This window comes from Demequina activiva (genome assembly GCF_016862815.1).
In the GTDB taxonomy this organism is placed as follows: domain Bacteria; phylum Actinomycetota; class Actinomycetes; order Actinomycetales; family Demequinaceae; genus Demequina; species Demequina activiva.
Genome location: NZ_BONR01000001.1, coordinates 494289 through 506661 on the forward strand (window position 1 = coordinate 494289; position 12373 = coordinate 506661).

The following is a 12373-nucleotide window of genomic DNA, read 5'->3' on the forward strand; positions in this document are numbered from 1 at the left end:
ACGTGTCACGCCCGTGTGGTGACGGGCCACCGCGGGCACCCCGGCCGATGCGTGGGCCCGGACAGCGCTGCGGCGCCGCCCCACTGGGGAACGGCGCCGCTGCGAGGCTGGCGTGGGCTCAGCCGAAGCGACCCGAGATGTAGTCCTCGGTGGCCTTCTCCGACGGGGTGGAGAACATCGTGGGCGTGTCGTTCATCTCGATGAGCTTGCCGGGCTTGCCGGTGCCGGCGATGTTGAAGAACGCGGTCTTGTCCGAGACCCGCGCCGCCTGCTGCATGTTGTGCGTCACGATCACGATCGTGTACTGGTCCTTGAGATCCGCGATGAGGTCCTCGATCGCGAGCGTCGAGATGGGGTCCAGGGCCGAGCATGGCTCGTCCATGAGCATCACGTCCGGCTTGATCGCGATCGCTCGTGCGATGCACAGGCGCTGCTGCTGACCGCCGGACAGCGAGGAGCCCGGCTTGTCGAGGCGGTCCTTGACCTCCTCCCACAGGTTCGCGCCCTTGAGCGCGGACTCGACGATGTCGTCCGCATCCGACTTCGACAGGCGCTTGTTGTTGAGCTTCATGCCTGCGAGCACGTTCTCCGCGATGGACATCGTGGGGAATGGGTTGGGGCGCTGGAACACCATGCCCACGTGGCGGCGGACGGTGACGGGGTCCACGTCCTCGCCGTAGAGATCCACGCCGTCCATGAGGACCTCGCCCTCGACGCGGGCGCCGGGGATGACCTCGTGCATGCGGTTCAGGGTGCGCAGGAAGGTGGACTTGCCGCATCCCGACGGGCCGATGAAGGCGGTGACGGACTTGGGCTCGATCGACAGCGAGACGTCCTCCACGGCCAGGAAGCTGCTGTAGTAGACGTTCAGGTTGTTGATGTCGATGCGCTTGGACACGAGAGGCTCCGGTTCCTTTGGCTCAGCGGCCGGTCTTGGGGGAGAAGTACTTGGCGATCAGGCGAGCGATGAGGTTGAGGGACATCACGATGAGGATCAGCACCAGGGCCGCGGCCCAGGCACGCATTTCCGTGATGTTGGCCACGCACGCCACGTCGGGGTTGTTGCAGGGCTGCTCGCCCTTGCGCCACTCCGAGACGATGTAGACGGGCAGGCTCATCATGCGGCCGTCGAACAGGTTGTAGTTGAGCGAGTCGGCGACGCCCACCGCGATCAGCAGTGGTGCCGTCTCGCCGATCACGCGCGCGATGGCGAGCGTCACTCCGGTGGTGATGCCGGCGATCGCGGTGCGGACCACGACCTTCATGACGGTCAGCCACTTGGGCACGCCCAGGGCATACGAGGCCTCGCGCAGCTCGTTGGGGACCAGTCGCAGCATCTCCTCGGAGGAGCGCACCACCACCGGGATCATCAGGACCGAGAGCGCGACGGCTCCCACGATGCCGAGCTTGGTGCCCGGCCCCACGATGATCGCGAACACCGCGTACGCGAACAGACCGGCCACGATGGAGGGGATGCCCGTCATGACGTCCACGAAGAACGTGACCGAGCGCTTGAGCCATCCTCGACCGTACTCGACCAGGTAGATGGAGGTGAGCAGACCGATGGGCACGGAGATGACCGTCGCGGCGAGGGTCATCATCACGGTGCCCCAGATGGCGTGGAAGATGCCGCCCTCCGGCATGCCGCCGAAGATGTTGCGCATGTCCTGGGTGAGGAAGTCCCAGTTGAAGTTGTTCTCGCCGTTCGAGTCCACGAAGAAGCGATCGAGGCCACGGTCGATGACCGTGAAGGACAACCACACCAGTGGGATGAGCGCGAGGATGAACGCGCCGTAGACCACGGCAGTCATCCAATTGTTGAGGAACTTGCGCCGGCCGGTGAGCGCACCCAGGGGCGACGTGGTCTCCGTCGTCATGTCGGTCATCAGTTCGCTCCATCGAAGTCGGCACGGCGGGACACGATCCAGCGCGCGAGCATGTTCACGAGCAGGGTGATCACGAACAGCGCGAGGCCCATCGTGATGAGCGCGGAGACGCCGTCCTGGTTCGCCTCGGGGAACTGCAGGGCGATGTAGGAGGCGATCGTGTTGTGCTGCGCGGCCTGCAGGATGTAGGGCGAGAACGTGAGCCCGGGCGAGAGGATCATGTAGACCGCCATGGTCTCGCCGAGCGCGCGGCCCAGGCCCAGCATGGTGGCGCCGATCATGCCGGAGCGCCCGAACGGGAACACTGCCATCTTGATCATCTCCCAGCGCGTCGCGCCCATGGCGAGCGCCGCCTCCTCGTGGAGGGTGGGAGTCTGCAGGAAGACCTCGCGGGTGACCGCGGTGATGATGGGGATGATCATGATCGCGAGCACGATGCCGGCGGACAGCGCCACGCGGCCCGTGCCGGACACGGAGCCGTCGTCGGCGGCCGCGAACAGCGGGATCCACCCCAGGTAGCGCTCGAGGAACTCGTAGAAGGGCTGCAGCACCGGGATCACCACGATCGCGCCCCAGAGGCCGTAGACCACGGAGGGGATCGCTGCGAGCAGGTCGATGAGGTAGCCCAGGCCCTGCGCGAGGCGGCGCGGGGCGTAGTGCGAGATGAACAGCGCGATGCCGATCGACAGCGGGGTCGCGATGAGCAGGGCGATCGCGGAGATCAGCACCGTGCCGTAGACCAGGAAGCCGATGGTCGCGAGCAGCGTCTCGTTGGACTCGGTGCCCAGCCAGTGGACCTTGTCCGAGAGCTCGGCGGACGAGGCCGTCATTGCCGGCCACGCCTCGATGAGGAGGAAGGTCGCGACCGCAGCGAGCGTCACGAGGATCAGCGTCGCGGCGCCGGCGGACAGTCCGCCGAAGAGGCGGTTGGCGGCTGCGCCTGGATGGGTGGAGTACTCCTGGGCGTCCGCCTGGGGGGCAGGCGGTTCCTGGGTGGTCGTCACGCGCGCTCTCCGTTGGTTGGTGAACATGACGGTGGTGGGTTCATCCTGTCGGACGAACCCACCACCGGTCTAGTTGAGTGGTCAGCCCGCCGCGATCCCGTCGAGGATCCCGATCACACGCTCGGACAGCGACGCCGAGATGGGCGACGATCCGGCGGCGGAGGCGGCCTGGTTCTGACCGTCCTCCGACGCCACGTACTTGACGAACTCGGTCACGAGGTTGCGCTCGGCCTCGTCGTCGTACTGCTGGCACACGATCGTGTAGGACACGAGCACGAGCGGGTAGGCGCCCGAGGCGGTCGTGGTGCGGTCCAGCTCGAATGCGAGGTCGTTCTCACCGTTGGCGCCGGTGGACAGCGGCGACGCATCGACGACGGCCGCAGCGGCCTCCGCGGAGAACGGCACGTACTCCTCGCCCACCTTCAGGGCGACGGTGCCGAGCTCGCCGGCACGCGAGGCGTCTGCGTAGCCGATGGCGCCGGTGTTGTCCTGAACGATCTGGACCACGGCGGAGGTGCCGGGGCCGGACTCGCCGGACGCACCCTGCCAGTCACCCGAGGTCTCCTCGGCGGGCCAGTTGCTCGCAGCCTTGACGAGGTAGTCCTGGAAGTTCTCGGTGGTGCCGGACTCGTCCGCGCGGTGCACGATCGTGATCGGCGTGCTGGGAAGCTCCGCGTCGGGGTTCTGCTCGGCGATCGCGGCGTCGTCCCACGAGGTGATCTCGCCGTTGAAGATGCCCGCGATGGTGTCCGCGTCCATGTTCAGCGAGTCGATGCCCTCGAGGTTGAAGATGACGGCAACCGGTGAGATGTACAGCGGGAGGTGGATGGCGCCCATGTCGCCGTCGCAGGCCTCGACGGCTGCGGCGTACTCCTCCTCGTCCATGAGGGCGTCGGAGCCGGCGAAGGAGGTGGCGCCGTCGGTGAACTGCGTGCGGCCACCGCCCGAGCCGACCGGGTCGTAGCTCACGGTGACCTCAGGGTGCATGCCCTGGAAGCCTGCACGCCAGGCCTCCATGGCGGACTCCTGCGAGGAGGCGCCGGCGCCGACCAGCGAGCCGGACAGCTCCATGGCCTCGGGGGCGTCAGACTCGGTTCCGCCCGCGGTGGACGAGTCGGTGGGCTCCTCCTCGTTCGAGGGCGAGCAGGCCGCGAGGGCGAACGTCAGCGCGGCAGCCGAGAGAACGGCTCCGGTGCGAGTGGCAATCTTCACAGTCGTGATTCCTCACTTGGTTGATCAGGGACCCGGCAACCTGCCGGACGCTCTCAAAGTTAGGGAGGCCAGGTAACGTCCCCGAGGGCCCAGACTGAACTCTGGGTGAACGTTCCGTGAACGCGTCGCCGCCGCACGCGTGCCGTGATCAGAACGTTACGCCTCGAACGTGTAGCCCACACCCCGAACGGTCTGGATCAGCGTGGGCTCCGAGGGATCCACCTCGATGCGTCCGCGCAGGCGCTTGATGTGGACGTCGAGGGTCTTGGTGTCGCCGAAGTAGTCGGCGCCCCACACGCGGTCGATGATCACCTGGCGCGGCAGCACCCGGCCGGCGTTCTGCGCGAGCAGGTGCAGCAGCGCGAACTCCTTGGGCGGCAGGGACATGGTCTGCTCGCCACGAGCGACGGACAGCCGCTCGGGGTCGAGCGTCAGCCCGCCCACGCTCAGGCGCTCCGGCTCGTCGGGGATGCCGTTCGCGGACATCGACTGGCGCCGCAGGACGCCGCGGATGCGGGCCACCAGCTCGCGGCCGGAGTACGGCTTGGTGACGTAGTCGTCCGCCCCGAGCTCGAGGCCAATGATCTTGTCGACCTGGTCGTCCTTGGCCGTGACCATGATGACCGGCACGTCGGAGCGCTCACGGATCGCCCGGAACACCTCCTGGCCGGACATGCCCGGCAGCATCAGGTCCAGCAGGATCACGTCCGCGCCGTCGCGCTGGAACGCCTCGACGCCCTGCGGACCCGTCTCCGCCAGCAGCACCTCGAAGCCCTCGCGCGACAGCAGGTACTTGAGGGAGTCGCGGTACGACTCCTCGTCCTCGACCACCAGCACACGTGCCTCGGTCATGTCTCCTCCTCAGGTGCAGGTGCCGCGTCGGCGACCCCCGCATCGGCCGTGTCGCCATCGGAGGCGAGACGGATGGTGAACGTCGAGCCCACCGAGGGCTGCGACCACAGATCGACGGTGCCGGAATGCTGCAGCACCACGTGCTTGACGATGGACAGGCCCAGTCCCGTGCCGCCGGTGTCGCGGGAGCGGGCGGGGTCCGTGCGGTAGAAGCGCTCGAAGATGCGCTCCTGGTCCTCCAGCGCGATGCCCAGGCCCTGGTCGATGACGGCCAGCCTGGCCACGCCCTCCTCGCGTGCGAGCGAGACCGTGACGCGCTTGCCGGGCTCCGAGTAGTTGATCGCGTTGTCCACGAGGTTGCGCACCGCCATCACCAGCAGGTCGTGGTCGCCCATCACCTCCGGGGCCGCCGCGTACTCGGGCACCAGGGCGATCTCCTTCGCGTCCGCGGACATCCGCACGCTGTCGATCACCTCCGCGACCACGCCCGCGAGATCGACAGGCGCGTAGTCCATGACGGACTCGCCGCCCTGCAGCCTCGAGATCTCGATGATCTCCTGGATGAGCTTCGTGAGGCGGCGGGTCTCCTTGCGGATCTTCTTGGCGAAGCTGCGGACCATCTCCGTGTCTTCCGCGTTGTCCTCGATGGTCTCCGCGAGCAGCGACAGCGCGCCCACCGGCGTCTTGAGCTCGTGGGAGACGTTCACCGCGAACTCGCGGCGCGTCGCCTCGGCGGCGCGCTGCTCGGTGTTGTCGTTCGCGACCGCGAGCGCGAGCTCGCTGTTGAGCGGGGTGACGCGCACGTGCACGATGCTCGAGGAGCCCAGCACGCCACGCTTGATCTCGACGTCCTCCTCGACCGGCGCATCGGCCCGCCACGCGCGCTCGGCGAGGTCGGCGACGCCAGGGTGGAGGGCACCGTCGGGACGGGCCACCGCGAGGGCCGATGCGGTGGTGTTCGAGAACGCGCTGCGGCGGTCGCGACGGACCACCACGGCACCGGACTGCAGCACGGACAGGACCTCCCGGGTGCGGTGCGGCACGAGGGTGCTCCCCACGACCGTGCGGGCCACGTTGCGCCGGTGCAGGAGTGCGCCGATACCGATGCCGACGGCGAGCGCGGCGGCCACGATCAGCCAGGCGGCGGGGGTCATGGGGTCACAGTAACCATCCGCTCGCGAGTTCACCCAATGTTCAAGCAGGTCACCGAAAGTTCACCATCGAGCGGGTGCTCGCACGGCCTCGCACCCAGGACCGATGCCACACTAGGGGGGACGCACCACCGCTTAGGAGAACCATGCGCACCCTCTTCACTGCTGAGATGTCCGAGCTCGCGGGCGACCTCGTCGCCATGAGCCGCCACGTCGAGTCCGCGATCTCGCGCGCCTCGGAGGCGCTGCTGACCCAGAACGTGGACCTCGCACAGGCGGTCATCGCCGACGACTCCAAGCTCGATGACCTGGAGGAGACGGTGGACGAGCGCTGCGTGCTGCTCATCGCGCAGCAGCAGCCCGTGGGCCTGGACCTTCGCACCATCATCGCGTCGCTGCGCATCTCCGCGTCGCTCGAGCGCATGGGCGACCTCGCGCAGCACATCGCGGAGGCCGCTCGCCGCGCCTACCCCGAGTCCGCGATCCCTGCCGATCACCGCGAGATCGTCGAGGGCATGACGGTGGCCGCGAAGAAGGCGGCCACCGAGATCATGGACCTGCTCGAGACCCGCGACCTCAACGTCGCCGCCGGCATCGTCGCGGATGACGACGACCTCGACCAGCTGCACGCCCGTGCGTACAAGACGCTGCTGGGCTCCGAGTACACGGGCAGCACGCAGGAGACGCTCGACATCTCGCTGCTGGCCCGCTACTTCGAGCGGTTCGGCGACCACGCCGTGGCCGTCTCCCGCCGCATCGTCTACTTGGTGACGGGCGACCACACCGGAGACCGCGCGCGGATCTGACTCGCCGCACGTGCGCGCGTGCCGAGGGCCCCGACCGGACGGTCGGGGCCCTCGGCGTCTCCGCCGTCGCGCGCACGGCCGATGCGAAAGTTTCGTGACCTCTGCCGTCGCCTGCCGGACGGCCGGGCGAGCACGTCGCTATCGTTGTCGGCGGACACCGACGTCAGGAGACCCTCATGCCCGATCAGCTCACGTTCGACAACCCCGTGGAGCGCCACGCTCACATCAAGCCGCATGCCTCATGGCAGCCCCTGCCCGGCCTCGACGCCGAGCTCGACCCCCGCGCCGACCACGGCGAGGAGACCTACCGAGGACTGGGACGGCTGCCCGGGCGCAAGGCCCTGATCACGGGCGGCGACTCCGGCATCGGCGCGGCCGTGGCGATCGCGTTCGCGCGTGAGGGCGCGGACGTGGCGCTCAGCTACCTGCCCGAGGAGCAGGTGGACGCGGACGCGATCGCGGCCCTGGTGCGCGCCGAGGGCCGCACCGCCGTGCTGCTGCCAGGCGACATCCGCGAGCGCGAGGTGTGCCGGCGCATCGTCGCGGAGGCCGTCGAGGGCCTGGGCGGCCTCGACATCCTCGTCAACAACGCCGCGCACCAGGTGTACCACCAGAGCTTCGACGAGCTCGACGAGGAGGACCTGGACCGCACCTTCAAGACCAACCTGTACGCGATGAACTGGATCACCCGCGACGCGCTGCCGCACCTGGGGCCGGGCTCGACCATCATCAACTCGACGTCGGTGCAGGGCTACAACCCGTCGCCCATGATCATCAACTACGCATCGACCAAGTTCGCGATCAACGGCTTCACGAAGGCGCTCGCGCACGATCTCGCGCCGCGCGGCATCCGGGTCAACGCCGTCGCGCCCGGACCGGTGTGGACGCCGCTGCAGGTGACCGATGGACAGCCGTCGGAGAAGCTCGACGGGTTCGGCGAGAGCTCGTGGCTGGGTCGCACCAGCCAGCCCGTGGAGCAGGCGCCCGCGTACGTGTTCCTCGCCTCGCCCGAGTCGAGCTTCATCGTGGGCGAGGTCATCAACGTCAACGGCGGCGCGAACGTGCCGTGACGGGTGCCCGCGCCCAGCGGACACAGGACGGGGCCCCTGCCAGGTGCGGCAGGGGCCCCGTCGTGTTCGGCCACGCGATGAGAGGGTGACCGACCGCCTTACTTCTTGCCCTGGTTGGCGACCGCCTGGATCGCGGCCGCGGCGGCGTCCGCATCGAGGTAGGTGCCGCCGGCCTTCACGGGCGCGAGGGTCTCCTCGTCCAGCTCGTAGACCAGCGGGATGCCGGTGGGGACGTTGACGCCCACGATGTCGTCGTCCGCGATGCCGTCGAGGTGCTTGATGATGGCGCGCAACGAGTTGCCGTGCGCGGCGACCAGCACCGTCTTGCCAGCCTTGAGGTCAGGGACCACGCCGGACTCCCAGTACGGGAGAGCGCGCTCGAGGACGTCCTTGAGGCACTCCGTCGCAGGGGTGGGCTCGCCGGCGTAGCGCGGGTCGCCCTCCTGGCTGTACTGGTTGTCGGCGCTGATCTCCGGCGGCGGCACGTCGTAGCTGCGGCGCCAGGTCATGAACTGCTCCTCGCCGAACTGCTCGAGGGTCTCCGCCTTGTTCTTGCCCTGCAGGTCGCCGTAGTGGCGCTCGTTGAGGCGCCAGTTGCGCTTGACCGGGATCCAGTGGCGGTCCGCGGCGTCGAGCGCGAGGTTCGCGGTCATGATCGCGCGGCGCAGCAGCGACGTGTGCACCACGTCGGGAAGATAGCCCTCCGCCTTGAGGAGCTCGCCGCCGCGCACGGCCTCGCCCCAGCCCTTCTCGTTGAGCTCGACGTCCACCCAGCCGGTGAACAGGTTCTTGGCGTTCCATTCGCTCTCGCCGTGGCGGAGCAGGATCAGTGTGTAGGTCATGGTTTCAGCCTAGCGCCCGGTCGCTCCCGTCCTGCAGGACGTGGTCCCGGGCTCAACCGAGCCCCGAGCGCTCCATCACGGGGGCGTGGTCGGGCTGCGGGCACGCGCACGCAGGGCTGGGCAGCGCCGCCGATGCGTACGGCACCTGCGCGATCCCGCCCACCTCGGTCTCGGCAGGCAGGGCCAGCACGTCCGCAAGTGCGTAGGTGCGCACCTCGTGCCCCTTCTCCGCGCCCACGTGCAGGCGGTCCTGCGCGATCGCGAAGTGGCGCGGCCACGAGCCCGCGTCGAACGACGTCCGGTAGCGCGGGTCGCCTTCGGGAGACAGATCGAAGATCGCGATCACGTCCGCGCCGCGCACGCCCACGAGCAGCAGCTGCTCCTGCACCCCGTCATCGACGAGCAGCACGTGCGACTCGAACGCGACGTCCGAGCTGCGCAGCGGCGCCGTGGTCGAGGCCTGCTCGTCGATCACCTCCGCGGTCGCGGAGGCGGCATCCCACCGCAGCGTCCGCAGCTGGTGGTCGAGCTCGCATGCCACATAGATGCGGTCGCCTCGCACGGCGAAGTGACGCGGCCCGGAACCGGCGGGCAGCGCGGCCGCGATGCCATCGGCCTCGAGCAGTCCGTGCTCGCCCACCGCGTAGCGACGCAGCTGGTCCGTTCCCAGGTCGCACACCAGCACGTGGCGCCCGCCCGGCGCGTAGCCAGCGAAGTGCGCATGCGGCCCCTCCTGGCGGTCCTCGCGCGGCCCGGAGCCCTCGTGGGCGAACACCTGATCCGGACCATCGGACAGCGGCAGCCCGTCCTCGCCCAGGCGGATCACCGCGAGCTCGCCGCTCATGTAGTGGCTGGCGTAGAGGGTCCTGGCGTCCGCCGCCAGCAGCAGGTGGCACCCGGAGTCTCCGCCCGTTGCCACCGTCGCAGCCACCGTGGGGGCGTCCACCGCGCTGATGTCGATCACCTGGACCGCGGTGTCACCGGTCTCGCAGATCGCGTACAGCACCGGCAGCGACGGGTGCGCGACCACGAACGAGGGTGCCGGCAGCTCGAGAGCGAGGTGCGCATCGGCCGTGGTCTGCCTCCACAGGCCCTCGCCGGTGCCGGTGGGGGCACCCAGGCCGTCCTCGGGGTAGGTGCCCCACCAGAGGGTGTCAGTCATGGGAAGTCTCCTTGAACGCCATCGCGGCCCCGCCGTGAGGCGGGGCCGCGATGACTGTCTGCTCAATGGGCGGCGGCGTAGGCCTCACGGATCTGCGTCGAGATGCGCCCGCGCTCGGAGATGTCGTACCCGTTCTCCTTCGCCCAGGCGCGGACCTTGCCCGAGTCCGCGCGGCGGGGTCGCGAGGACCCGCGCTTCGAGGACGTGACGCGACGCGCCTTGCTGGTCCACTCGGCCAGCTCGGAGCGCAGCTTCGCGGCGTTGTCCGCGGAAAGATCGATCTCGTACGCGACATTGTCGACCGAGAAGCTGATCGTCTCCGTTGCTTCGCCACCATCGAGGTCGTCCACCAGGACCACCTGAACCTTCTGTGCCATCGGTTCTCCTTTTCTCAGAGCAGGCTCAGCGTCACACAATGCAACAAGCACGTCAATATGAGGCCCTTGCATGGTGGAAATCGATGCGGAAATGCCGCTTAAAGAAACGGACGTCCGTCACCGCCTCAGGAGCTGCCGGGAGTTCCTGGCGCGGTGGCCCGCTCGTCCTGGTCAGGCGTGTCGCGCGGGGACGCCTGAGCCGCCGCGGCGCGAGCCTGAGCCTCCTCGCGATCGATCTGGGCGAGCGCCTCGCGCTCCCTGCGGTCCGCGCGCATCACGCTGCGCATCACGAACCAGAAGAGCAGCCCCACGCCGATGCTGGGGATGAGGCCGATGAGCACCGCCTGCCAGGTCTCCACGTCAATCCTCCGTGGGCTTGACGAGCGGGAACGTGATGGTCTCGCGGATGCCCAGGCCCGTGAGCGCCATGAGCAGGCGGTCCATGCCCATGCCCATGCCGCCGGCCGGGGGCATCGCGAACTCCATCGCGGTGAGGAAGTCCTCGTCGAGCTTCATCGCCTCGTCGTCTCCCAGCGCGGCCATGCGCGCCTGCTGCTCGAAGCGCTCGCGCTGGATGACCGGATCCACGAGCTCGGAGTACGCCGTCGCGAGCTCGAATCCCCGCACGTACAGGTCCCACTTCTCGACGATGCCGTGCTGCGTGCGGTGATCGCGCGTCAGCGGGCTCGTCTCCACCGGGAAGTCGCGCACGAACGTGGGCGCGCTGAGCGTGTCGCCCACGTGGTGCTCCCACAGCTCCTCGACCAGCTTGCCGTGGTTGATGCGCTGGGGGTCCACGGACAGGTCAGCCGTGTCGCACAGCTCGAGCAGGCGCTCGACCGAGGTCGCGGGCGTGATCTCCTCGCCCAGCGCCTCGGACAGCGAGCCGTACATCGTGAGGTCCGCCCAGTCGCCGGACAGGTCGTACTCCTCGCCGCTGGCCAGGGTCACGACCTCCGTGCCGAACACGTCCCGCGCGGCGCCCTGGATGAGCTCGCGGGTGAGGGTGGCCATGGTGTCGTAGTCGCCGTAGGCCTCATAGGCCTCGAGCATCGAGAACTCGGGCGAGTGCGAGGAATCCGCACCCTCATTCCTGAAATTGCGATTGATCTCGAAAACCTTGTCGATCCCGCCCACGACCGCGCGCTTGAGGAACAGCTCCGGGGCGATGCGCAGGTAGAGGTCAATGTCGAAGGCATTCATGTGCGTCTGGAAAGGCCGTGCGGCCGCGCCGCCATGCTGCGTCTGGAGCATGGGGGTCTCGATCTCGATGAACCCCCGGCCATGCAGGCTCTCGCGCAGGCTGCGCATGACGTGGGCGCGGTTACGGACGGTGTCGCGCGCGAGCGGGCGCGCGATGAGATCCACGTAGCGCTGGCGCACCCGGGTGTCCTCCGCGAGGTCCTTGTGCAGCACGGGCAGGGGCCGCAGCGCCTTGGCGGCGATCGCCCAGTCGTCCGCGAACACGGAGACCTCTCCGCGGCGGGACTTGATGACGCGACCGTGCGCGTACAGGTGGTCGCCCAGGTCCACGTCCGCCTTGAAGGCCGCGAGCGAGTCCTCGCCCACCTCGGCGAGGCTCAGCATGATCTGCAGGCGCTCCCCCGCGCCGTCCTGGATGGCGGCGAAGCACAGCTTGCCGGTGTTGCGCACGAACACCACGCGCCCGGCCACGCCCACCACGTCCTGCGTCTCCTCGCCGGTCTCGAGGTGGTCGTACTCGCGCTTGATGTCCGCGATCTCGTGGGTGCGTGGCACCGACACCGGGTACGCCTGGCCGCCCTCGGCGATGATGCGGTCGCGCTTGGCGCGGCGCACGCGCATCTGCTCAGGGACGTCGATCTCGGTGGTGTCAGGCGCTTCAGTCACGCCCTCTAGGGTACCGGCGCGCCGTGCCGGGCCTCTCCTCCCCCGCGACGACGCAGCCCGTCACCACACGGCTGATGCTCACGTGACGGGTAGGGCCGCTGTGCCGTCCCGTACGCCTCCCCCGTCACAGCAGTCACGCGCG

The 12373-nt window shown here is 68.9% G+C and carries 13 protein-coding genes; 2 read left to right on the forward strand and 11 right to left on the reverse strand.

Going from position 1 to position 12373, the window contains the following annotated elements; all coding sequences use genetic code 11:
• Nucleotides 1-118: 118 nt before the first annotated feature.
• The 6 genes from pstB to Dac01nite_RS02370 form a co-directional block, all read right to left on the reverse strand.
• Nucleotides 119-898: a phosphate ABC transporter ATP-binding protein PstB gene (gene pstB, locus Dac01nite_RS02345; protein ID WP_203653158.1), complete on the reverse strand. Its 780-nt coding sequence runs from the start codon at nucleotides 896-898 to the stop codon at nucleotides 119-121.
• Nucleotides 899-920: 22 nt separating this feature from the next.
• Complete coding sequence (gene pstA, locus Dac01nite_RS02350) at nucleotides 921-1886, reverse strand: phosphate ABC transporter permease PstA (protein WP_203653159.1); 966 nt, start codon at nucleotides 1884-1886, stop codon at nucleotides 921-923.
• Nucleotides 1886-2890: a phosphate ABC transporter permease subunit PstC gene (pstC, locus tag Dac01nite_RS02355; RefSeq protein ID WP_239066464.1), complete on the reverse strand. Its 1005-nt coding sequence runs from the start codon at nucleotides 2888-2890 to the stop codon at nucleotides 1886-1888. Before pstC ends, pstA begins: the two co-directional genes overlap by 1 nt.
• A gap of 81 nt (nucleotides 2891-2971) precedes the next feature.
• Nucleotides 2972-4102 carry a phosphate ABC transporter substrate-binding protein PstS gene (locus Dac01nite_RS02360; RefSeq protein ID WP_203653161.1) on the reverse strand — a complete coding sequence of 377 codons (1131 nt, stop codon included), beginning with the start codon at nucleotides 4100-4102 and terminating at the stop codon, nucleotides 2972-2974.
• A gap of 156 nt (nucleotides 4103-4258) precedes the next feature.
• Nucleotides 4259-4954 carry a response regulator transcription factor gene (locus Dac01nite_RS02365; RefSeq protein WP_203653162.1) on the reverse strand — a complete coding sequence of 232 codons (696 nt, stop codon included), beginning with the start codon at nucleotides 4952-4954 and terminating at the stop codon, nucleotides 4259-4261.
• Entirely contained in the window at nucleotides 4951-6108 is a 1158-nt protein-coding gene (locus tag Dac01nite_RS02370; protein WP_203653163.1) for a sensor histidine kinase, read from the reverse strand. The genes Dac01nite_RS02365 and Dac01nite_RS02370 overlap by 4 nt, the downstream gene beginning before the upstream one ends.
• Before the next feature lie 143 nt (nucleotides 6109-6251).
• On the opposite strand from Dac01nite_RS02370, the gene phoU reads away from it, so the two are divergent.
• Nucleotides 6252-6911, forward strand: coding sequence for a phosphate signaling complex protein PhoU (gene phoU, locus Dac01nite_RS02375; protein ID WP_203653164.1), 660 nt, complete (start codon nucleotides 6252-6254; stop codon nucleotides 6909-6911).
• A gap of 176 nt (nucleotides 6912-7087) precedes the next feature.
• Nucleotides 7088-7981, forward strand: a complete 894-nt coding sequence (locus Dac01nite_RS02380) for an SDR family oxidoreductase (RefSeq protein ID WP_203653165.1) — start codon at nucleotides 7088-7090, stop codon at nucleotides 7979-7981.
• Between the two features lie 98 nt (nucleotides 7982-8079).
• Here the strand turns inward: Dac01nite_RS02380 and Dac01nite_RS02385 are convergent, their stop codons facing one another.
• The 5 genes from Dac01nite_RS02385 to lysS form a co-directional block, all read right to left on the reverse strand.
• The gene (locus Dac01nite_RS02385; RefSeq protein WP_203653166.1) at nucleotides 8080-8823 is read right to left on the reverse strand and encodes a phosphoglyceromutase; all 744 of its coding nucleotides are present in this window, start codon (nucleotides 8821-8823) and stop codon (nucleotides 8080-8082) included.
• A gap of 52 nt (nucleotides 8824-8875) precedes the next feature.
• Nucleotides 8876-9985 carry a lactonase family protein gene (locus tag Dac01nite_RS02390; RefSeq protein WP_203653167.1) on the reverse strand — a complete coding sequence of 370 codons (1110 nt, stop codon included), beginning with the start codon at nucleotides 9983-9985 and terminating at the stop codon, nucleotides 8876-8878.
• A 62-nt stretch (nucleotides 9986-10047) separates the two neighbouring features.
• Complete coding sequence (locus tag Dac01nite_RS02395) at nucleotides 10048-10362, reverse strand: histone-like nucleoid-structuring protein Lsr2 (protein ID WP_203653168.1); 315 nt, start codon at nucleotides 10360-10362, stop codon at nucleotides 10048-10050.
• A 125-nt stretch (nucleotides 10363-10487) separates the two neighbouring features.
• Nucleotides 10488-10721: a hypothetical protein gene (locus tag Dac01nite_RS02400; RefSeq protein WP_203653169.1), complete on the reverse strand. Its 234-nt coding sequence runs from the start codon at nucleotides 10719-10721 to the stop codon at nucleotides 10488-10490.
• Between the two features lies 1 nt (nucleotide 10722).
• Nucleotides 10723-12186, reverse strand: a complete 1464-nt coding sequence (gene lysS, locus Dac01nite_RS02405) for a lysine--tRNA ligase (RefSeq protein WP_203653744.1) — start codon at nucleotides 12184-12186, stop codon at nucleotides 10723-10725.
• Between the last annotated feature and the right edge of the window lie 187 nt (nucleotides 12187-12373).

Coding starts and splice junctions, on each gene's coding strand:
- lysS (WP_203653744.1), bottom strand. CDS start 12,186: ATGCGCGTGCGCCGCGCCAAGCGCGACCGCATCATCGCCGAGGGCGGC.
- Dac01nite_RS02390 (WP_203653167.1), bottom strand. CDS start 9,985: ATGACTGACACCCTCTGGTGGGGCACCTACCCCGAGGACGGCCTGGGT.
- phoU (WP_203653164.1), top strand. CDS start 6,252: ATGCGCACCCTCTTCACTGCTGAGATGTCCGAGCTCGCGGGCGACCTC.
- Dac01nite_RS02365 (WP_203653162.1), bottom strand. CDS start 4,954: ATGACCGAGGCACGTGTGCTGGTGGTCGAGGACGAGGAGTCGTACCGC.
- pstA (WP_203653159.1), bottom strand. CDS start 1,886: ATGACCGACATGACGACGGAGACCACGTCGCCCCTGGGTGCGCTCACC.
- Dac01nite_RS02395 (WP_203653168.1), bottom strand. CDS start 10,362: ATGGCACAGAAGGTTCAGGTGGTCCTGGTGGACGACCTCGATGGTGGC.
- Dac01nite_RS02385 (WP_203653166.1), bottom strand. CDS start 8,823: ATGACCTACACACTGATCCTGCTCCGCCACGGCGAGAGCGAATGGAAC.
- Dac01nite_RS02370 (WP_203653163.1), bottom strand. CDS start 6,108: ATGACCCCCGCCGCCTGGCTGATCGTGGCCGCCGCGCTCGCCGTCGGC.
- Dac01nite_RS02380 (WP_203653165.1), top strand. CDS start 7,088: ATGCCCGATCAGCTCACGTTCGACAACCCCGTGGAGCGCCACGCTCAC.